Genomic DNA, 18,353 nt, shown 5'->3' on the forward strand with positions numbered 1-18,353 from the left:
GTCCATCGCTGCGATCGCCGACCAGTTGGCGGGGGTGGAGCTACCCGATCCGGTGCTGCTCGCCCCGGCCTGAACGTCGTCCTGGCCAGGATGGTCGATCCGCGTAACGCCCGCGGGATCCGCCATCGCCTGGTCGTGCTGCTGACCGTGGCGGTATGCACGGTCTCTACCGGCGCCCGCTCGTTCGTCGCGGTCGCCGAATGGGTCGCTGACCTGCCCGCGACGCCGGCCGACACGCTCGGTACCGGCGGGCGGTGCCCGAGCGAGTCCACGATCCGCCGCGCGGTGGGGGCGATGGACGCCGACGCGTTCGACGCGGTGATCGGCGGGCTCGTCCAACAGTTGTGCGCAGCCGTCGCGCCTGCCGGGCGGCGCCGGGTTCTGGCGGTGGACGGCAAGACCCTGCGCGGCTCCCGCCACATCGACCGCGACGGGAACGTGGTGGTGGGCCGGCACCTGCTTGCGGTGATCGACCAGCACACCCGCGTCGTGCTCGGCCAGCTCGACGTGGCGGGCAAGACCAGCGAGATCACCGCTTTCACCCCGCTGCTCGACACCCTGACCAGCATCGACCTCGCCGAAACGGTGATCACCGCGGACGCGTTGCACACCCAGCGCGAGCACGTCGCCGACCTGCACGCCCGGGGCGCGCACTGGGTGCTGTCGGTCAAGGGCAACCAGCCCCGGCTGCGCCGCCAGCTCGCCGCTCGCCCATGGCGTCAGGTCGAGATCTCCCATCGCGCCGTCGCGACCGCGCACGGCCGCCGCGAGATCCGCACGTGCAAGATCGTCACCATCGCTGCGGGGATCGAGTTCCCGCACGCCGCCCAGGCCGTCCAGATCATCCGCAAGAGCCGCCCGATCAGCGCCCGGACCGGGAAGAAGAGCCGCTGGCGCACCGAGACCCGAACCGGAGCCGCCCCGCAGGTCATGGCCACCCTGCGCAACCTCGCGATCAGCCTGCACCGCCTCGCCGGTGCCCACCAACATCGCCGCCGCGCTACGACATCACGCCCGCGACGCCCTCCGACCACTCCAACTACTCAACATCATCTGACTTTGCCGACCCCCTGGGTCGGGCACGGCGCCGCGGACCAGGCATCAGATCACCTGAGTCCATTACTATGATATTCACGTTATACCGGTGAACGGAGCCCGATGACCCGTCCAGAGCCTGAACTCGCCCGGGTGAAGGACTACGCCGAGGCCGACGAGATCCTCTGCTCGCGCCGCTTCGCGCAGGAGTCCAAGCACGAGAGCGCCCCGTTAATCGGCGGCACCGTCCTCGTCCTCGACGGCCCGCCGCACCTGCAGCGCAGGCGGCTGCTCTCCCCCCTCGTCGCGCGCGATGCGCTCACCGACTACCACGCCGTGGTCGGCCGGACGCTGCACCGGTGCACCTCCGCGGCCGTCCAGCCGGCGGTTGACCAGTGGGCCGCGGACCTCGTGCCGTTGGGCAGGGCGGTGTTCCTCCAGTTCGCGGCTACCCTCATCGGCTTCGACGACGTCAACGACCCGGCCGCGACCGCGGAGCTGCTCGGGTACCTGGGCCCGATCCTGGAGGCGGTGACCGTCGAGTGGTCCACGCGCGACCACGCCACCGTGCTCGCGGAGGGCGAGGCAGCCCGCGACGCACTCGTCGCCCGGTTCCACACCCCGGCCGCGCGGCGCCGGGCCGAGCTCGTGGAGCGTGGCGCGTCGCCGACCGACCTGCTCTCCCTCCTCGCCGCGCACCGCGAGGAGTGGGACGACGACGCGGCCGTGCGCGAAGTCGTGCTGTTCCTGGCCGCGTCGACGCTCAACAACGCCGCGCTACTGGTGCACACCGTGCACGAGCTGCACGCCGCGGCCGTGGCGACCGCGGAGGCGACGGACGAGCAGCTGCACGCCGCCGTGTTCGAGGCGCTGCGGCTGTACCCGCCGACGGTCGCGCTGTTGCGCCGCGCGGTGACCGACGTGACGCTGCGCGACGGCCGGGTGATCCGCGAGGGCGAGCACGTGGCCGTCGACCTCGCGGCCGCGAACCGCGACCCCGCCGTGTTCGGCGCCGACGCCGAAGCGTTCCGGCCGGGCCGCCCGCTGCCCGACCGGATCCGCCCGTGGGGTCTGACCTTCGGCAGCGGCCCGCACCTGTGCCTCGGGCGCGCGGTGGTCACCGGCAGCACCGCCGCACCCGGCGTCCACGTTCAGATCCTGCGCGCGCTCGACGCGCTCGGCATGCGACCGGACCCCTCCCGGGCCCCGGTCCTCGCGGCCAGCGCCCAGCGGCGCCACGACAGCTACCCGGTGCTGCTGCGGGAACGGCCCCGGCCGGCGGCCGGCGCCCGGTAGGGCCTCAGGCGCCGGGCAGCGCGGGCATGCCCAGCAGCTGACGCGCCCACGCCGGGCCGGCCACCGGGCACCCCAGCGTGTCCGCGAGCTGCACGACCCGCTCCACGAGCTCGCCGTTGTGCGGGGTGCCGAAGCGGGCGTAGTCATGGTCGCCCAGCCCGATGGCGACGTGCCCGCCGAGCACGATCGCCAGCGCCGCGAGCTGCAGCACGTCGCCGCCGTAGCACATGAGCTGCCACGGTTCGCCCGCCGGGATCTCGGCGATCATGGCGTTCAGTGCGTGCACGTTCGTGCCCGCACTCGAGGGCCTGCTGTCGCCGGTGAAGACGAACTCCCACAGCGTGGTGGTCGGCGCGAGGCCCATCTCCCGGTAGCAGAGCGCGGTGCGGATCTGGCCGACGTCCCAGCAGACGGTCGTGACGAACGAGGAGAGGTCGCCAAACACCCCGAGCACCGAGGCGATGTCCTGGCGCGTGTTGACGTAGACGCCGTCGCCGGGCACGAACCGCTTCTCCGCCGGTAGCCACGTGTCGATGTTCATCGAGCCGAAGTCGACCGGGACGGCGTCGAACCGCAACCGCGGGTCGTCGGCCAGTGCGCGCACGTGCTTGACCCGGTCCTCGACACCGCTCTGGCTGATGTAGCCCAGCGTGGGCTTGGTGATCAGGTCGGTGGCCGCCCGGATTCCCTCCTGCACCTCGCGGTAGAGCTCCACCGCGTTGTCCGGCGCACCCGTCTCGGCGTCGCGGCCGTGCCAGTGGATCATCGCAGCTCCGGCGTCGTGGCTGCGCACGGCCTCCCGGACGATCTCCTCGGAGGTGTACGGCAGGTGCGGGTTCGCTCCCCGCATCGTCGACTCGTTGCACCGGACCTCGATCATCAGCGGGTTGTCACGCACGTCCTGCTCCTCCTCGCCGGCCCGCCCACCCACCGCGCAGGAGGGTTGGGAGCTGTTGCCGCTCGACCGAATCACTGATAACAATATGCCTTATCGCCGAGTGATCCAGATCATATCCGAGACCGGACGCAGCTGCGGCGCACCGGCGCGCACCAGGAGGACAGCCCGTGCCCGAGAACCCGCTAGGACAGATGCAGGTGATCCACGTCGACGACCAGGCGTGGTTCGAGTACGAGGACGAGACCGGTTTCATCCCCGCGGGCGCGGCGGTGAAACCGCTGATCGACCCGGAGACCGGGCACACCTTCATGCTCACGCGCTTCGCGCCGAACTACCGGGCGCCCTCGCACTGGCACCCGTCGGACACGATCTACATCATCACCCAGGGCGAGTTCTCCGTGGAGGGCGAAGGCACCTACCGCCCCGGCGACGTCCGGTGGGTAAAGGGCGGCACCGCCTACGGCTCCGAGTCGGCCGGGGCGGACGGCTGCCAGTTCTACATCGTCAGCATGGGCCCGTTCGAGGTGAACGACCCCGACACCGTCGCACCCCCCAACGGAGACTGGCGCTCGGCGAAGGGCGCCTGACGGCGCGGGTCAGCAGGGTAAACGCGCCCGCCAGCAGCGCAAGCAGCACGACGGGGATCGTCCGCCCGGCACCCGCAGCTCCCGGTAGAGCGAGTCGAGGACCTCCGTGTCAACCGCGCCGGCCTTCAGGTGACCGACGAACGGGCGAACGTGCTTCTCCAGGTACTTGGTGTACATCCGGCGCGTCGTGCGCCCGACGTCGAGGTTGCCGCCGACTCGGCCGGCTCGACGTGGCCATGGTGCGGACCGTAACACCGTCTCGCACCACGTTTGATTCCACGAACTGCCGCCGTGTGAGGCGACGCCGACAAAACCGCTGGTCAGGCTGGTGGGCGCGGCAGGGTTCGAACCTGCGACCGCTCGGGTGTAAGCCGAGTGCTCTTCCGCTGAGCTACGCGCCCGCTCGTACCGGGAACGGTGCCCCGGCACGACACGACATCAGACGGCCGCGAGGGCCTTCTTCCATGCGTCCTGGTCGCGGGCCTCGCCGGGGCCGTTGACCTCTGCGAACGTCACCGTACCGGTCTTGTCGACCAGGAACGTGCCGCGGAGGGCGAAACCGGCACCGTCGTTGAACACGCCGTAAGCCTTGGCGACCTCGCCGTGCGGCCAGAAGTCGGCCAGGAGCGGGAAGTCGTAGCCCTGGGCGTCGGACCAGGCCTTGAGGGCGAACGGGTGGTCCACCGACAGCGCGAGGATCTGGACGTCGGCGTTCTGGAACGACGAGAGGTCGTCCCGGACGGCGCAGAGCTCACCGGTGCAGATGCCGGAGAACGCGAACGGGTAGAAGACGACGAGGACGTTGCGGTCGCCGCGGAACGACGACAGCGAGACCTCCTGGTTGTTCTGGTCCTTGAGGGTGAAGTCGGGTGCTTCGGTTCCCACCTCGGGCGCCATGTCTCTCCTAGCCGATCGTCCGGTGCTGCCGTCCGGCAGCCTAGTGCGTGCACGAACGGGCGATCTCGGGCGATGCGCCGGCCGGCTCGACCGTGACCACGGCGGACGCCGACCGGGCGACGGTGTCGCGGTCGGTGACGACCTCGGCGGTGCCGGAGACGACGAGGTCGACGTCGTGGGTGGCGACCGCGACGGTGCACCGGGGGTCTCGGGCCAGGTTGCGGCCCTTGCGGGTGGTCGCACCGGTCGCGACCCGGAAACCGCCGTCGACCCGGAGCGAGCCGACCGCTGTGACGTGCGGGCTGCCGTCGGGATCAGGCCGGCAGTGCGTAGAGGTCCGCGGGGTTCCGGGTGTCCATGCCGGTGCCGACCCGACGAGCGTCGCGGACTCATCGGTGACCGCCTATGGTCGACGGCGGAGGCCGCATGGACGTCGACGACTGGTTCCTGAGCGACACCGAACGCGGCAACCCCGCGTGCCGGCTCCCGGCGTGGCGCGCGGGCAACACCGTCACCCCGCTCGTCGACGGAGCCACCTACTTCGCGCGGCTCGTCACGGAGGTCCGCGCGTTGCAGCCCGGTGACCAACTGTTCTTCACCGACTGGCGCGGCGACGCCGACGAGCGGCTCACCCCGGACGGGCCCACGCTGGGCGAGCTGTTCGGCGACGCCGCCCGCCGCGGGGTCGTCGTCAAGGGGCTGATGTGGCGCTCGCACTCCGACGAGGCCGCCTACAGCGAGCAGGAGAACCGGCAGCTCGGCGACGAGGTGGCCGAGGCCGGCGGCGAGGTCCTGCTCGACCAGCGGGTGCGCCGCACGGGATCGCACCACCAGAAGCTGGTGGTGCTGCGCCATCCGGGACGCCCGGACCGCGACGTCGCGTTCGTGGGCGGCATCGACCTGTGCCACTCACGCCGCGACGACCACGACCACCGCGGGGACCCGCAGGGCCTCCCGATGCCCGTGTACGGCCCGAACCCGCCCTGGCACGACGTGCAGCTCGACGTGCGCGGACCGGCCGTGGGCATGCTCGACGACGTGTTCCGCGAGCGCTGGGAGGACCCCCACCCGCTCGACCTCCGCACGCCGATCGCCCGGTTCCGGGACGCGGTGCGCCACGCCGACCTGACGGCCGACCCGCTCCCCCACCGGCCGCCCGACCCGGCGCCGGCCGGCACGGAGACGGTGCAGGTGCTGCGCACCTACCCCTCGATCCGGCCGGGCTACCCGTTCGCCCCGGACGGCGAGAGGTCCGTGGCGCGGGGCTACTCGAAGGCGCTCGGTCGGGCCCGGCGGCTGGTGTACCTGCAGGACCAGTACATGTGGTCACCCCACATCGCGCGCCTGCTCGCCGACGCCCTGCGCCGCAGCCCGCGGCTGCACCTCGCGGTGGTGGTGCCCCGCCACGCCGACGTCGACGGCCGGTTCTCCCTGCCGCCCAACCAGATCGGACGGCTGCAGGCGCTCGAGGTGTGCCGCCGGGAGGCGGCCGACCGGGTGCACGTGTTCGACCTGGAGAACCGGGCCGGCGCGCCCGTCTACGTCCACTCCAAGGTGGCGGTGATCGACGACGTCTGGGCCGCGACGGGCAGCGCCAACCTCAACCGGCGCTCCTGGAGCCACGACAGCGAGGTGACGGTGGCCGTGCTCGACGAGCGACGCGACCAGCGGGAGCCGTCCGACCCGGCCGGTCGGGGCGACGGGGCGCGCACCTACGCCCGGGAGCTCCGCCTGGAACTGCTGCGCCAGCACCTCGACCGCGCCGGGGGTGACGACGCCGACCTGACCGACACCGACGACGCGGTGCACGCGATGGTGGCGGCCGCCGACGCCCTCGACGCCTGGTACGACGACGAGCGCCGGGGGCCCCGGCCGCCGGGACGGCTGCGCCACCACCGGCCGGAGCACATGCCGACGCGGACACGGCTGTGGGCCGTGCCCGTCTATCGGCTCCTCTACGACCCGGACGGCCGCTCCCTGCAGGACCGGCTGCGGCGCCGCTGGTGAAAGGGCTACCGCCTCGACTTCGCCGCCTTCGGCGCCACCAGGCGCGCACCGGCCCAGCCGTCGCTGATGGTGGCGTTGGAGGTCTGGGAGAGGCCGGCCGTGGGGGCGGCCTCGGCGATCTCGCTGGGCTCCACGTGGCCGGGTCTCCCGGTCTTCGGGGTGAGTACCCAGATCACGCCGTTGTCGGCGAGCGGACCGATGGCGTCGACCAGGGCGTCGACGAGGTCACCGTCGCCCTCCCGCCACCACATCAGGACGAGATCGACGACGTCGACGGCGTCCTCGTCGAGGAGGTCGTCACCCGCCCGTTCCTCGACGGCATCCCGTACCGTCTCGTCGACGTCTTCGTCCCAACCGATTTCCTGGACGACCATGCCCGGCTCCACGCCGAGCTTGCCCGCGATGTCGGACTGACGTCCGGCATCTTCCGCGGCGACCACGCCTGTGTACCCCACTCTCTCGATGTTCGTACTGCCTCGACCGACTACATCCGGATGCGGAATCCGAACACGTGACTCGTCGACGCGCAACCACTCGTTACGAGATCGCGCGTCGAGGGGCACGATAGGGGATGACCCCGACAGATGTTCACCTCCAGCCACGCAGGGAGATCCCTTGACCGGCCAGACCACCGACGCGACGCCTCCGAGGCGCGTACACGTCATCCGCGACGGCCTCGCCGCCCACCTGCCCGACATCGACCCGGAGGAGACCGCCGAGTGGCTGGACTCCTTCGACGCCGTGCTCGACGCCGCGGGCCAGCAGCGCGCCCGGTATCTGATGCTCCGGATGTTGCAGCGTGCGCGCGAGCGCAATGTCGGCGTCCCGTCGCTGACCAGCACCGACTACGTCAACACGATCCCCACCGACCGTGAGCCGTGGTTCCCCGGTGACGAGGAGGCCGAGCGGGCCTACCGTCGCCTCATCCGCTGGAACGCGGCGATGACGGTGCACCGCGCGCAGCGCCCGGGCATCGGCGTGGGCGGCCACATCTCGTCCTACGCGTCGTCGGCCACGCTCTACGAGGTCGGCTTCAACCACTTCTTCCGGGGCAAGGAGCACCCGGGCGGGGGTGACCAGGTCTACATCCAGGGTCACGCCTCCCCCGGCATCTACGCGCGTGCCTACCTCGAGGGCCGCCTGTCGGAGGACCGTCTCGACGGTTTCCGCCAGGAACTGAGCCACGGCGGCCCGGGCGCCGGCCTGCCGTCGTACCCGCACCCGCGCCTCATGCCGGACTTCTGGGAGTTCCCCACGGTCTCGATGGGGCTCGGCCCGATGAACGCGATCATGCAGGCGCGGTTCAACCGCTACCTCGACGCGCGAGGCTTCCACGACCACAAGGCCGAGTCGAAGGGCGACCAGCACGTCTGGGCGTTCCTGGGCGACGGCGAGATGGACGAGCCCGAGTCGCGCGGCCTGATCCACATCGCGGCCACCGAGGGCCTGGACAACCTCACGTTCGTGGTCAACTGCAACCTGCAGCGCCTCGACGGCCCGGTCCGCGGCAACGGCAAGATCATCCAGGAGCTGGAGTCGTTCTTCCGCGGCGCCGGCTGGAACGTCATCAAGGTGATCTGGGGGCGCGAGTGGGATTCCCTGCTCGCCGCCGACCGCGACGGCGCGCTGATCAACCTGATGAACCAGACGCCCGACGGCGACTACCAGACCTACAAGGCCAACGACGGCGGCTACGTCCGCGACCACTTCTTCGGCCGCGACCCCCGCACGAAGGCCCTGGTCGAGCCGATGACCGACGACGAGATCTGGAAGCTCAAGCGCGGCGGGCACGACTACCGCAAGGTCTACGCGGCGTACGCGGCGGCGCTGGAGCACCACGGCCAGCCCACCGTCATCCTGGCGAAGACGATCAAGGGCTACGGCCTGGGCACGCACTTCGCGGGCCGCAACGCCACGCACCAGATGAAGAAGCTGACGCTGCCCGACCTCAAGCAGTTCCGCGACGAGCAGCGCATCCCGATCAGCGACGCACAGCTCGAGGAGAACCCCTACCTGCCGCCGTACTACCACCCCGGCGAGAACGCCCCGGAGATCCGGTACATGCAGGAGCGGCGGCGCAACCTGGGCGGCCCCGTGCCGTCGCGGCGAATCAAGGCCACTCCCCTGGTGCTGCCGGGCGACAAGGTCTACGACTTCATCCGCAAGGGCTCGGGCAAGCAGGAGGTCGCCACCACCATGGCGTTCGTCCGGCTGCTGCGCGAGCTGGTGAAGGACAAGGAGATCGGGGGCCGGTTCGTGCCCGTCATCCCCGACGAGGCGCGCACGTTCGGCATGGACTCCATGTTCCCGACGCAGAAGATCTACAACCCGAACGGCCAGCAGTACACGTCGGTGGACGCCGAGCTCATGCTGGCCTACCGGGAGTCCGAGCAGGGCCAGCTGCTGCACGAGGGCATCAACGAGGCCGGGTCGGTGGGCTCGTTCACCGCGGCGGGCACGTCGTACGCCACGCACGGGCAGCCGATGATCCCGGTCTACGTCTTCTACTCGATGTTCGGCTTCCAGCGCACCGGCGACTCGATCTGGGCCGCCGCCGACCAGATGGCCCGCGGCTTCCTCGTGGGCGCCACGGCCGGGCGCACGACGCTCACCGGTGAGGGCCTGCAGCACAACGACGGCCACTCGCTGCTGCTGGCGGCCACCAACCCGGCCGTCGTGTCCTACGACCCGGCGTTCTCCTACGAGATCGCGCACATCGTCAAGGACGGGCTGCGCCGGATGTACGGCGAGGGCGACGACGCGCAGAACCTGGCCGGCGAGAACGTCATGTACTACCTGACGGTCTACAACGAGCCCTACCAGCAGCCGGCGGAGCCCGAGGACGTCGACGTCGACGGGATCCTGCGCGGCATGCACCGCGTCGCGGAGACCCCCCTGAGGGACAGTGCCGGTCCTCAGGTGCGGCTGCTCGGTTCGGGCGTCGCGCTGCCGTGGGCGTTGAAGGCCCGCGACATGCTGGCCGAGCAGTGGGGCGTCGGGGCCGAGGTGTGGTCGGTGACGTCGTGGGGCGAGCTGCGCCGCGACGGTGTCGAGGTGGAGCAGCACAACCTCGTGCACCCCGACGCCGACCGTCGCACGGCCTACGTGTCGCAGAAGCTCGGGGACGCGGGCACGCCCGTCGTCGCCGTGTCGGACTGGATGCGGGCGGTGCCCGACCTGATCCGCCAGTGGGTGCCGGCGCCGTTCACCACGCTGGGTACCGACGGCTTCGGCCTGTCCGACACCCGGCCCGCGGTGCGACGCCACTTCAACGTCGACGCCGAGAGCATCACGGTGGCGGCGCTGGAGAGCCTGGCCTCGCGCGGGGAGTTCGACCGGGGCGTGGTCGCCGAGGCGGCGGCCAAGTACCGGATCGACGATCCCCAGGCGGCCGGGCCGCAGACCAGCGACTCCGGCGTCGCGTAACAGCCCACACTCATGGCAGCAAAGCCACGTTCATGCAGCACGATTGCGTGAACGTGGCTTTGCTGCAATCGGGCTGCATTCGGGTTTTTTGGGTCTCGGCAGGGCGCCCATATCGCGATACGCTCCGCCCGACGTCAGCTCGAAGGGGCATGGTATGGCGTCCCGACCTGAGCGCGGACGGTATCGCGCCCGGGCGGCGCGATGCCGGGGGCAGAGCCCCGGCGCACGGTACGAGGAGAGCAAGTCATGGCAGAGGGCACCGTCAAGTGGTTCAACAGCGAGAAGGGCTACGGCTTCCTCGCTCCCGACGGTGGTGGCGCGGACGTGTTCGTGCACTACTCGGCAATCCAGACCAACGGCTACAAGAGCCTCGACGAGGGCCAGCGCGTGTCGTTCGACATCGAGCAGGGCCAGAAGGGTCCGCAGGCCACGCAGGTCAGCCCGCTCGCCTGAGCGCTGCCCTGCCTTCTTAGGCAAGGGTCGCGTGCATCTCCCACACGAGCACCTCGGCCCCGTCCGGCCCGGCCACCACCCGCTGACCGTCCCCGACGGTGATGCGTGCGGTGTCCCCGGTTCCGAGCTGTCCTGCGCCCTCGAGCTCCACTGATCCACGGGCGACGAACAGGTTCACCAGTGGCGCCGTGGGCACGACGGTGGCCGCACCGGGCTTCAGACGCGCGGCGTAGAGCGCTGCGTGCTCCTGCCGGATGGAGATCGCGCTGTCCGCCTTGTGCTTCGGCATGCCCGAGGCCACCACCACCAGCTCGCCGGAGTCGAGCGGGGCGCCGATGTCGAGCTGCTCGTAGCCGGGTGTCACCTTCTCGGTGTCGGGCACCACCCACATCTGGACGAAGTGCACGTCCTGGTCGTGCTTCGGCGCGTCCGCATCGATGCGCCAGGAGTCGTTCTTCTCCGAGTGCAGGATCCCCGTGCCCGCCGTCATGCGCTGGGCCAGACCGGGGTAGATCAGGCCGGAGTGACCGGTGGAGTCCTGGTGCACCAGCGACCCCTCCAGCACCCACGTGACGATCTCCATGTCGCGGTGGGGGTGGGTCTCGAAGCCGCTGCCCGCCCGGACGATGTCGTCGTTGTTCACCATCAGCACCCCGAAGTGGGTGTTGTCGGGGTCGTAGTGCTGGCCGAACGAGAAGCTGTGGTGCGAGTCGAGCCAGCCGATCCGGGTGTGGAACCGGTCGCCGCTGCGTCGGACGTCGATCATGCTTGCCCCTCCCAGGTAGTTGTTTCTGCAACAATACGGTCCGCCCCGGTGTTCCCGGCCGCCTGTCATGCTGCCCGACATGACGGTCTCCGCCGCGACGCTGCGCCGGCTCGAGCTCGCGTCGGGAGATCTCGCCGCGGCGTGCCTCGTGGCGATGGACGAGCACCAGCCCTGGTTCCGGCGCCTGGCCGCCGACCAGCGGGCCGGCGTGCTGCTGGTGACCCAGACGGGCGTCGCGAACTTCGTGGCCTGGCTCGGCGAGCGCGGCGAGACGATCCGGCTCACCGCCGAGGCGTTCCGGATCGCCCCGCGCGACCTCGCCCGGCGGCTGTCGCTGCGCCAGACCGTCGATCTCGTACGGATCGCCACCGACGTCTTCGAGCGTCACCTGCCGCCGCTGGCCGCCGACGAGTCCGAACGGCACGCGCTGGTCGAGGGCATCCTGCGCTTCGGCCGGGAGATCGCGTTCGCCGCAGCCACCGTCTACGCCGGTGCGGCCGAGACCCGCGGCGCCTGGGACGCCCGGCAGGAGGCGCTCGTCGTCGACGCGGTGGTGCGCGGGCCGGGCCTCGACGGCGGGTCCGACGACGCGCTGGTCTCCCGCGCATCCGCGTTGGGCTGGGACCCCGCGGCGGCCGTCCGGGTGGTGGTCGGCAGCGGGGCCGCCGCCTCCCCGGAGGAACCCGGTGCGCTGCGCCGCGAGGCCGCCCGCAGCGGCCGTTCCGTGCTGGTCGGGGTGCAGGGCAACCGGCTCATCGTGCTGGTGTCCGAGCCGCGGGAGGGCGCCGGACCCATCGGCGGGCTCGTCCACGGGTTCGGGCCCGGGCCCGTCGTGGTCGGCCCGGTGGCCCCGAACCTCGCCACCGCCCACGCGAGCGCGCGGGAGGCGCTGGCCGGGCTGCGGGCCGCCCCCGGCTGGCCCGACGCCCCGCGCCCCGTCGACGCCGACGACCTGCTGCCCGAGCGCGCCCTGTCCGGGGACCCGGCCGCGCACCGCCGCCTGGTCGAGTCGTGCGTGGCCCCGCTCGACGCCGCCGGTGGCGAGCTGCTCCGCACGCTGGCCGGCTACCTGGAGGGCGGCGGCGCGCTGGAGGCCTGCGCCCGCGCGCTGTTCGTCCATCCCAACACGGTGCGCTACCGGCTGCGTCGCGTGAGCGACCTCACCGGTCGCAACCCCACCGATCCGCGCGACGCCCTCGTCCTGCGCACCGCCCTCGTGGTCGACCGGCTTGACGTGGGTCCATCCCACAAGGAGTGACGACGACCACCCGGGTGACACGCCTACTTGTTGGAGGAAACCTACAGATCTCGACCGTCGAGTTGGTGCGTGCCGGTATCCCGCCCGGGCCTCGCGACAGTGTTCGCTGGGGCCCGTGATCACCCTGCTCGCTCCCGGCCAGGGGTCCCAGACCCCCGGCATGCTGACCCCCTGGCTCGACGACCCGGCCGCCGAGGAGTCGCTCGACCGGTGGTCGGCGTCGATCGGGCTCGACCTGCGACGTCTCGGCACCACCGCCGACGCCGACGAGATCCGGGACACCGCGGTCACCCAGCCGCTGATCGTCGCCGCGAGCCTGCTCGCCGCCGCCCGGCTCGCCGACCACCTGCCGGCCGACGCCCCCACCGCCGGCCACTCCGTCGGTGAGCTGGCGTCCGCCGCCATCGCCGGCGTGCTGGCCCCCGACGACGCGGTGGCCTTCGTCGCCGTGCGCGGCCGCGAGATGGCCGCCGCCTGCGCCACCGAGCCCACCGGCATGAGCGCGGTGCTGGGCGGCGACGCCGACGAGGTGCTGGCCACCCTGGACAAGCTCGGCCTCGACCCGGCCAACCGCAACGCCACCGGCCAGGTCGTCGCCGCCGGGCCGCTCGCGGCCCTGGAGTCCCTCGCCGAGGCCCCGCCGGAGGGTGCACGGATCCGTCCGCTGCAGGTGGCGGGCGCCTTCCACACCCGCTTCATGGCCCCCGCCGAGGAGGCGCTGCGCGCGCACGCGGCCTCGGTCTCCCCCGCCGACCCCACCCGCCCGTGGCTGTCCAACGCCGACGGCGCCGTGGTCACCGACGGCGCCGACGCCCTCGCCCGGCTCGTCGCCCAGGTGACGCTGCCCGTCCGCTGGGACTCCTGCATGGCCACGCTGCGCGGGCTCGGTGTCACCGCGGTGATCGAGCTCCCGCCCGCGGGGGCACTGGTCGGCCTCGTCCGGCGCGAGCTCAAGGGCACCGCCACACTGGCGCTCAAGACCCCGGACGACCTCGACAAGGCCGTCGAGCTGATCCGGGAACACTCGGAAGAGGGTTCATGACCGCGTTCCGACTCCCCGCCACCACGCCGGGTGCGCGCCTGCTGGGTCTCGGCAGCACCCAGCCCGCGAACGTCGTCACCAACGACGACCTCGCGAAGACCATGGACACCAGCGACCAGTGGATCCGCGACCGCGTCGGCATCCAGAGCCGCCGCGTGGTGGGTGACGGAACGCTGCTCGTCGAGATGGCCGCCGAGGCCGGCGAGCGGGCGCTCAAGGACTCCGGCCTGGAGCTCTCCGAGATCGACACCGTGATCTTCGCCAGCTGCACGATGCCCAGCCCGATCCCCAACGGCGCGGCGCAGACCGCCGACCGCATCGGGATCTCCGCCCCCGCCGCGTTCGACCTCAACGCCGCCTGCGCCGGGTTCAGCTACGGCGTCGGCACCGCGGCCGGGCTCATCCGCAGCGGCAGTGCGCGCCACGTCCTCGTGATCGGCGCCGAGAAGCTCTCGGACTGGATCGACTGGACCGACCGCTCCACCGCCATCATCTTCGCCGACGGCGCGGGCGCGGCGGTGCTCGGACCGGCGCCGGACGAGGCTTCGGTGGGCGTCGGCCCCGTCGCGTGGGGCAGCGCGGGCGACCTGGCCCCCACGATCTTCATCAAGCCCGAGAACAACGCCCTGTTCCAGGAGGGCCAGTCGGTGTTCCGCTGGGCCACCACCAAGATCGCGCCGGTGGCGCTGCGGGCGATCGAGCTGGCCGGGCTCACCCCCGCCGACATCGACGTGTTCGTGCCCCACCAGGCCAACCTGCGCATCGTCGAGGCCATCGCCAAGAAGCTCCGCAAGTCCGGCGCCCGCGAGGACATGCGGGTGGCCGACGACATCATCCTGTCCGGCAACACGTCCTCGGCGTCGATCCCGCTCGCGCTGGACCACATGCGCGCCGACGGCAGGGTGGCGTCCGGCGACACCGTGCTGCTCGTAGGGTTCGGCGCGGGGCTGTCCTACGCGGGGCAGGTCATCACCTTCCCGTGATCGAATACTGACCACCACCCCCACCAAGAAGGAGATTCACCGTGGCTAGCAACGAAGAGATCCTCACCGGCCTCGCGGAGATCGTCGAGGAGGTCGCCGGCATCGACACCGCCGACGTGTCCACCGAGAAGTCCTTCGTCGACGACCTCGACATCGACTCGCTGTCCATGGTCGAGATCGCCGTCCAGGCCGAGGACAAGTTCGGCGTCAAGATCCCGGACGACCAGCTGGCCGAGCTGAAGACGGTCGGTGACGCGGTGGACTACATCGCGAAGAACCAGTGACGAGCACCGCTGACACACTCTTTCCCGTGGAAGCGTCATGAGCGCCGTCCAAGAGGTCGTCGTCACTGGCCTCGGCGCCACCACCCCGCTGGGCGGGAACGTCGCGTCCACGTGGGAGGCCATGCTCGCCGGACGGTCCGGCGTCCGCCGGATCGACGACGAGGCACACGAGTGGATCACCCGGCACGACCTGCCGGTGAAGATCGCCGCGCCCCTCGCCGTGGAGCCCACCGAGGTCATCCCCCGGGTCAAGGCCCGGCGGCTGGACCGCGTCGAGCAGGTCGCGCTCGTCGCGGCCAAGGAGGCGTGGGAGCACGCCGGGCTGGGTGAGCCCGGGGAGCAGGTCGACCCGACCCGGCTCGCCGTGGTGATCGGCACCGGCGTCGGTGGCGTCATCACCCTGCTCGACCAGGACGACCTGCTCGAGACCGGGGGGCTGCGCAAGGTCTCCCCGCTCACCGTCCCGATGCTCATGCCCAACGGCCCCGCGGCCTGGGTCGGCATCGAGTACGGCGCGCAGGGCGCGGTGCACGCGCCGGTCTCGGCGTGCGCGTCGGGTGCCGAGGCGCTGGCGTGGGCGCTGCGGCTGCTGCGGGCCAACGAGGTGGACGTGGTGATCGCCGGCGGCGCGGAGGCCTGCATCACCGGCCTCACCGTGGCCGGGTTCGCGCAGGCCCGCACGCTGTCGTTGCGCAACGACGAGCCGGAGCGGGCCTCGCGTCCCTTCGACGTCGACCGCGACGGGTTCGTGCTCGGCGAGGGCTCCGGGATCATGGTCCTGGAACGGGCCGAGTTCGCGGCGGCCCGCGGGGCCACCGTGCACGGCCGCATCGCCGGGGCCGGGATCACGGCCGACGCGTACCACATCACCGGGCCGGAGCCGGAGGGTCGCGGGCAGTCCCGCGCCATCACCGCCGCGATCCGGATGGCGGGCCTGGACCCGTCGGACGTCGGTCACGTCAACTGCCACGCCACCTCCACGGTGGCCGGCGACGTGGGCGAGACGCGGGCCGTGCGCAAGGCGCTGGGCGACCACCCGGTGCTGACGGCCCCGAAGTCGCAGCTCGGGCACATGGTGGGCGCGGCGGGTGCGGTCGAGAGCATCGTCACGCTGCTCTCGATCAGGGACGGCATCATCCCCGCCACGCTCAACCTCGAGAAGCTCGACCCGGGCATCGAGCTCGACGTGGTGGCGGGCGAGCCGCGCAAGGTGGACCTGCAGGCCGCGGTCTGCGACTCCTTCGGCTTCGGCGGCCACAACGCCGCCGTGGCGTTCACGAAGGTCTAGCGGCGGCGGCTCCGCCGCCTCGTGCGCGGATATCAGTGCCAGAGCACTGATATCCGCGCACGAGGGCTACTCCGGGCTATCCGACCTGGTGCAGCCAGGTCACCGGGGCGCCGTCACCGGCCAGGCGGAAGGGCTCCAGGGCGTCGTCCCAGGCTGCACCGAGCAAGTCGCGGATCCGGCCGGGCACCTGGTTGGCGGGCACCTGGCCGAGCAGGGCCCGGAGCTGGTCCTCCCCCACCATGATGTCGCCGTTGGCGCTGGTGCGCCCGTGCCACAGCCCGAGCGTCGGGACGTGGCAGAAGCGTTCCCCGTCGACGCCCGGGGTGGGCTCCTCGGTCACCTCGAAACGGAGCATCGACCACGCCCGCAGGGCGCCCGCGAGGGCTCCACCACTGCCGACAGGCCCGGTCCACGTGCACTCGGCACGCAGTTGTCCGGGCACGGAGGACTGAGGCGTCCACTGCAGGGACACCTTCTCACCGAGCACACCGGAGATCGCCCACTCGACGTGCGGGCAGACCGCAGTCGGCGACGAGTGGACGTAGACCACGCCGCGTGCATTCACTGCAGACCTCCAACGTCGACGAGGATCGTCTTCCCCTACGTCCTCGCGCCGGCGTCAGCCTGCTGATGTTCCTGGGTTTCTTGTCGTGATGATCAGCCTGCCGGGTCGGATCCCCCGGCGCAAGCACTGCGGCTCCTCCCCGGCGTGTCGGGCGTGTCGACCGGCTACCGTTCATGATCTACGACCGACGGGGAGACGCCGTGCCCGAGCCGACCACCGGAGCCCCCACGTGGCGGTGCCCCGCAGGACCGTCGTCGGCCGCGGCGACGGCGACGTCGTGCGCGCCACCGGCATCCGCTACGCCCGGGCGGCCCGGTTCGGGGAGCCCACCGCGCAGCCGCCGGCCGTCGGGCCGATCGACGCGACGAGCTGGGCGCCCGCGTGTCCCCAGCCCCTGACCCCGCAGCTCGACGCCGTCCTGAGCGACCCGATGGGCGACCTGACCTACGACGAGGACTGCCTGCGGCTGTCGGTCACCGCGCCCGACGGGGTGCCACCCGGCGAGGCCCTCCCGGTGATGGTCTGGATCCACGGCGGCTCCTACACCTCCGCCGCCGGTGACGCCCCGATCTTCGATCCCGCGGCGCTCGTCGCGGAGCAGCGGGTAGTGGTCGTCGCGGTGACCTACCGGCTCGGGCTGCTGGGCTACCTGGGCGACGGGCCCGATCGCCCCGCCAACCTGGGCCTGCTCGACCAGATCGAGGCGTTGCGGTGGGTGCACCGCAACGTCGCCGCATTCGGGGGCGATCCCGCGAACGTCACCGTGTTCGGCCAGTCGGCGGGCGGGGACGCCGTGGCCCACCTGATGATCGCCGAGGGCACGGAGGGACTGTTCGCCCGTGTGATCATCCAGAGCGCCCCCCTCGGCATCTCCCGGAACCGGGCGGGGATGAACGCGGCGATGGCCCGGGAGGCCCGCGGGATCCCGGCGGACGCACCCGTGTCCGACGTGGTCGCCGCCCAGGCGCGCGTGGCGGCGAAGGCCCGGCCCTACGGCCTGCGGGCCACCATGCCGTTCGGCACCCAGTACGGACGGCACCCCCTCCCGCCCGAGGACGCGGTGGACCGGGCGTGGGAGCAGGTGGCGGGCCGGGTGGACGTGCTCGTCGGGTACAACGACCGCGAGGTCGCCCTGTTCGTCCCCGCCGTGCCCCGGTTGGGGAGGATCTTCGCGCTGCCGGTGCTCGGCCCGTCCGTGCGCAGGGGTCTCGTGGCCAGGTTGACGCGGAAGGTCTACGGCGCCGGGGCCGGGGCCTTCGCCGCGCGCCACCGCCGCGGCGGTGGACGGGGTTACCACTACGTCCTGTCGTGGGGCGCCCCCGGCAGCCCGTACGCCGGAGCGCACTGCGTGGACCTGCCGCTGCTGTTCGGACGGCGCGAGGCGTGGGAGGGCGCGGGGCTGGTCGCCGGGGCCACGTGGGAGCAGATCGACTCCGCGGGCCGCGAGCTCCGCCGGGTGTGGGGCGAGTTCGCCCGCACCGGCCGCACGACGCCGACGACCCGGCCCGGGCTCGTCGCCATCAGCGAGATCTAGGAGGGTGCTGAAGAACGCCGCGCACTAGGCCCGA

17 protein-coding genes, 1 tRNA gene and 1 pseudogene are annotated in these 18,353 nt (G+C 72.0%); 12 read left to right on the forward strand and 7 right to left on the reverse strand.

The genetic code is table 11. The features are described from left to right. The first annotated feature begins 90 nt into the window (after positions 1–90). Together BGP03_RS10745 and BGP03_RS10750 are read left to right on the forward strand one after the other, a co-directional pair. Complete coding sequence (locus BGP03_RS10745; RefSeq protein ID WP_298798786.1) at positions 91–1,128, forward strand: ISAs1 family transposase; 1,038 nt, start codon at positions 91–93, stop codon at positions 1,126–1,128. Between the two features lie 30 nt (positions 1,129–1,158). Beyond that, positions 1,159–2,331: a cytochrome P450 gene (locus tag BGP03_RS10750; protein WP_298798785.1), complete on the forward strand. Its 1,173-nt coding sequence runs from the start codon at positions 1,159–1,161 to the stop codon at positions 2,329–2,331. A gap of 4 nt (positions 2,332–2,335) precedes the next feature. Here BGP03_RS10750 and BGP03_RS10755 read toward each other — a convergent pair whose 3' ends face one another. Further along, positions 2,336–3,229, reverse strand: a complete 894-nt coding sequence (locus BGP03_RS10755; protein WP_296371007.1) for a 3-keto-5-aminohexanoate cleavage protein — start codon at positions 3,227–3,229, stop codon at positions 2,336–2,338. Positions 3,230–3,396: 167 nt separating this feature from the next. Between BGP03_RS10755 and BGP03_RS10760 the strand changes: the two genes are divergently transcribed. After that, positions 3,397–3,816, forward strand: coding sequence for a hypothetical protein (locus BGP03_RS10760; RefSeq protein WP_296371008.1), 420 nt, complete (start codon positions 3,397–3,399; stop codon positions 3,814–3,816). 326 nt (positions 3,817–4,142) lie between these two features. Here BGP03_RS10760 and BGP03_RS10765 read toward each other — a convergent pair. The 3 genes and pseudogenes from BGP03_RS10765 to BGP03_RS10775 all read right to left on the reverse strand — a co-directional run. Next, positions 4,143–4,217, reverse strand: a tRNA-Val gene (locus tag BGP03_RS10765). A gap of 37 nt (positions 4,218–4,254) precedes the next feature. Then, entirely contained in the window at positions 4,255–4,713 is a 459-nt protein-coding gene (locus BGP03_RS10770; protein ID WP_296371058.1) for a peroxiredoxin, read from the reverse strand. 40 nt (positions 4,714–4,753) lie between these two features. Then, positions 4,754–5,017 (reverse strand): annotated as a pseudogene (locus tag BGP03_RS10775) (pyridoxamine 5'-phosphate oxidase family protein); the annotation flags it as partial. Positions 5,018–5,139: 122 nt separating this feature from the next. Between BGP03_RS10775 and BGP03_RS10780 the strand changes: the two are divergent. After that, positions 5,140–6,720 carry a phospholipase D family protein gene (locus BGP03_RS10780; RefSeq protein ID WP_298798784.1) on the forward strand — a complete coding sequence of 527 codons (1,581 nt, stop codon included), beginning with the start codon at positions 5,140–5,142 and terminating at the stop codon, positions 6,718–6,720. 5 nt (positions 6,721–6,725) lie between these two features. Here BGP03_RS10780 and BGP03_RS10785 read toward each other — a convergent pair whose 3' ends face one another. Further along, on the reverse strand, positions 6,726–7,160 hold the full coding sequence (locus tag BGP03_RS10785) for a DUF3052 domain-containing protein (protein ID WP_296371249.1): 435 nt from the start codon (positions 7,158–7,160) through the stop codon (positions 6,726–6,728). Positions 7,161–7,335: 175 nt separating this feature from the next. Between BGP03_RS10785 and aceE the strand changes: the two genes are divergently transcribed. Both aceE and BGP03_RS10795 read left to right on the forward strand, forming a co-directional pair. Then, the gene (gene aceE / locus BGP03_RS10790; protein WP_296371060.1) at positions 7,336–10,146 is read left to right on the forward strand and encodes a pyruvate dehydrogenase (acetyl-transferring), homodimeric type; all 2,811 of its coding nucleotides are present in this window, start codon (positions 7,336–7,338) and stop codon (positions 10,144–10,146) included. A 246-nt stretch (positions 10,147–10,392) separates the two neighbouring features. Next, positions 10,393–10,599 carry a cold-shock protein gene (locus tag BGP03_RS10795; protein ID WP_296371061.1) on the forward strand — a complete coding sequence of 69 codons (207 nt, stop codon included), beginning with the start codon at positions 10,393–10,395 and terminating at the stop codon, positions 10,597–10,599. Positions 10,600–10,615: 16 nt separating this feature from the next. Here the strand turns inward: BGP03_RS10795 and BGP03_RS10800 are convergent, their stop codons facing one another. After that, positions 10,616–11,365: a pirin-like bicupin family protein gene (locus BGP03_RS10800; RefSeq protein WP_296371062.1), complete on the reverse strand. Its 750-nt coding sequence runs from the start codon at positions 11,363–11,365 to the stop codon at positions 10,616–10,618. Positions 11,366–11,444: 79 nt separating this feature from the next. Here BGP03_RS10800 and BGP03_RS10805 point away from each other — a divergent pair, with 79 nt between their 5' ends. The 5 genes from BGP03_RS10805 to BGP03_RS10825 all read left to right on the forward strand — a co-directional run bounded on the left by BGP03_RS10805 (position 11,445) and on the right by BGP03_RS10825 (position 16,220). Continuing rightward, entirely contained in the window at positions 11,445–12,623 is a 1,179-nt protein-coding gene (locus BGP03_RS10805; protein ID WP_296371069.1) for a helix-turn-helix domain-containing protein, read from the forward strand. 115 nt (positions 12,624–12,738) lie between these two features. After that, on the forward strand, positions 12,739–13,665 hold the full coding sequence (locus BGP03_RS10810) for an ACP S-malonyltransferase (protein WP_296371071.1): 927 nt from the start codon (positions 12,739–12,741) through the stop codon (positions 13,663–13,665). Then, positions 13,662–14,648: a beta-ketoacyl-ACP synthase III gene (locus BGP03_RS10815; RefSeq protein ID WP_298798783.1), complete on the forward strand. Its 987-nt coding sequence runs from the start codon at positions 13,662–13,664 to the stop codon at positions 14,646–14,648. The genes BGP03_RS10810 and BGP03_RS10815 overlap by 4 nt, the downstream gene beginning before the upstream one ends. Before the next feature lie 41 nt (positions 14,649–14,689). Further along, on the forward strand, positions 14,690–14,932 hold the full coding sequence (locus BGP03_RS10820; protein WP_296371074.1) for an acyl carrier protein: 243 nt from the start codon (positions 14,690–14,692) through the stop codon (positions 14,930–14,932). A 37-nt stretch (positions 14,933–14,969) separates the two neighbouring features. Beyond that, on the forward strand, positions 14,970–16,220 hold the full coding sequence (locus tag BGP03_RS10825; protein ID WP_296371076.1) for a beta-ketoacyl-[acyl-carrier-protein] synthase family protein: 1,251 nt from the start codon (positions 14,970–14,972) through the stop codon (positions 16,218–16,220). A 76-nt stretch (positions 16,221–16,296) separates the two neighbouring features. Here BGP03_RS10825 and BGP03_RS10830 read toward each other — a convergent pair whose 3' ends face one another. Continuing rightward, positions 16,297–16,785, reverse strand: coding sequence for a DUF3145 domain-containing protein (locus BGP03_RS10830; protein ID WP_298798782.1), 489 nt, complete (start codon positions 16,783–16,785; stop codon positions 16,297–16,299). Between the two features lie 229 nt (positions 16,786–17,014). Here BGP03_RS10830 and BGP03_RS10835 point away from each other — a divergent pair, with 229 nt between their 5' ends. Next, on the forward strand, positions 17,015–18,319 hold the full coding sequence (locus tag BGP03_RS10835; RefSeq protein WP_298798781.1) for a carboxylesterase family protein: 1,305 nt from the start codon (positions 17,015–17,017) through the stop codon (positions 18,317–18,319). Positions 18,320–18,353: the final 34 nt, after the last annotated feature.

Source organism: Pseudonocardia sp. 73-21, from assembly GCF_001899645.1.
Taxonomy (GTDB): Bacteria; Actinomycetota; Actinomycetes; order Mycobacteriales; family Pseudonocardiaceae; genus Pseudonocardia.

Excerpts from the sequence above, each read along its gene's own strand:
- BGP03_RS10745 (WP_298798786.1), top strand. The coding sequence starts at position 91 with ATGGTCGATCCGCGTAACGCCCGCGGGATCCGCCATCGCCTGGTCGTG.
- BGP03_RS10750 (WP_298798785.1), top strand. The coding sequence starts at position 1,159 with ATGACCCGTCCAGAGCCTGAACTCGCCCGGGTGAAGGACTACGCCGAG.
- BGP03_RS10770 (WP_296371058.1), bottom strand. The coding sequence starts at position 4,713 with ATGGCGCCCGAGGTGGGAACCGAAGCACCCGACTTCACCCTCAAGGAC.
- BGP03_RS10780 (WP_298798784.1), top strand. The coding sequence starts at position 5,140 with ATGGACGTCGACGACTGGTTCCTGAGCGACACCGAACGCGGCAACCCC.
- BGP03_RS10795 (WP_296371061.1), top strand. The coding sequence starts at position 10,393 with ATGGCAGAGGGCACCGTCAAGTGGTTCAACAGCGAGAAGGGCTACGGC.
- BGP03_RS10800 (WP_296371062.1), bottom strand. The coding sequence starts at position 11,365 with ATGATCGACGTCCGACGCAGCGGCGACCGGTTCCACACCCGGATCGGC.
- BGP03_RS10805 (WP_296371069.1), top strand. The coding sequence starts at position 11,445 with ATGACGGTCTCCGCCGCGACGCTGCGCCGGCTCGAGCTCGCGTCGGGA.
- BGP03_RS10815 (WP_298798783.1), top strand. The coding sequence starts at position 13,662 with ATGACCGCGTTCCGACTCCCCGCCACCACGCCGGGTGCGCGCCTGCTG.
- BGP03_RS10825 (WP_296371076.1), top strand. The coding sequence starts at position 14,970 with ATGAGCGCCGTCCAAGAGGTCGTCGTCACTGGCCTCGGCGCCACCACC.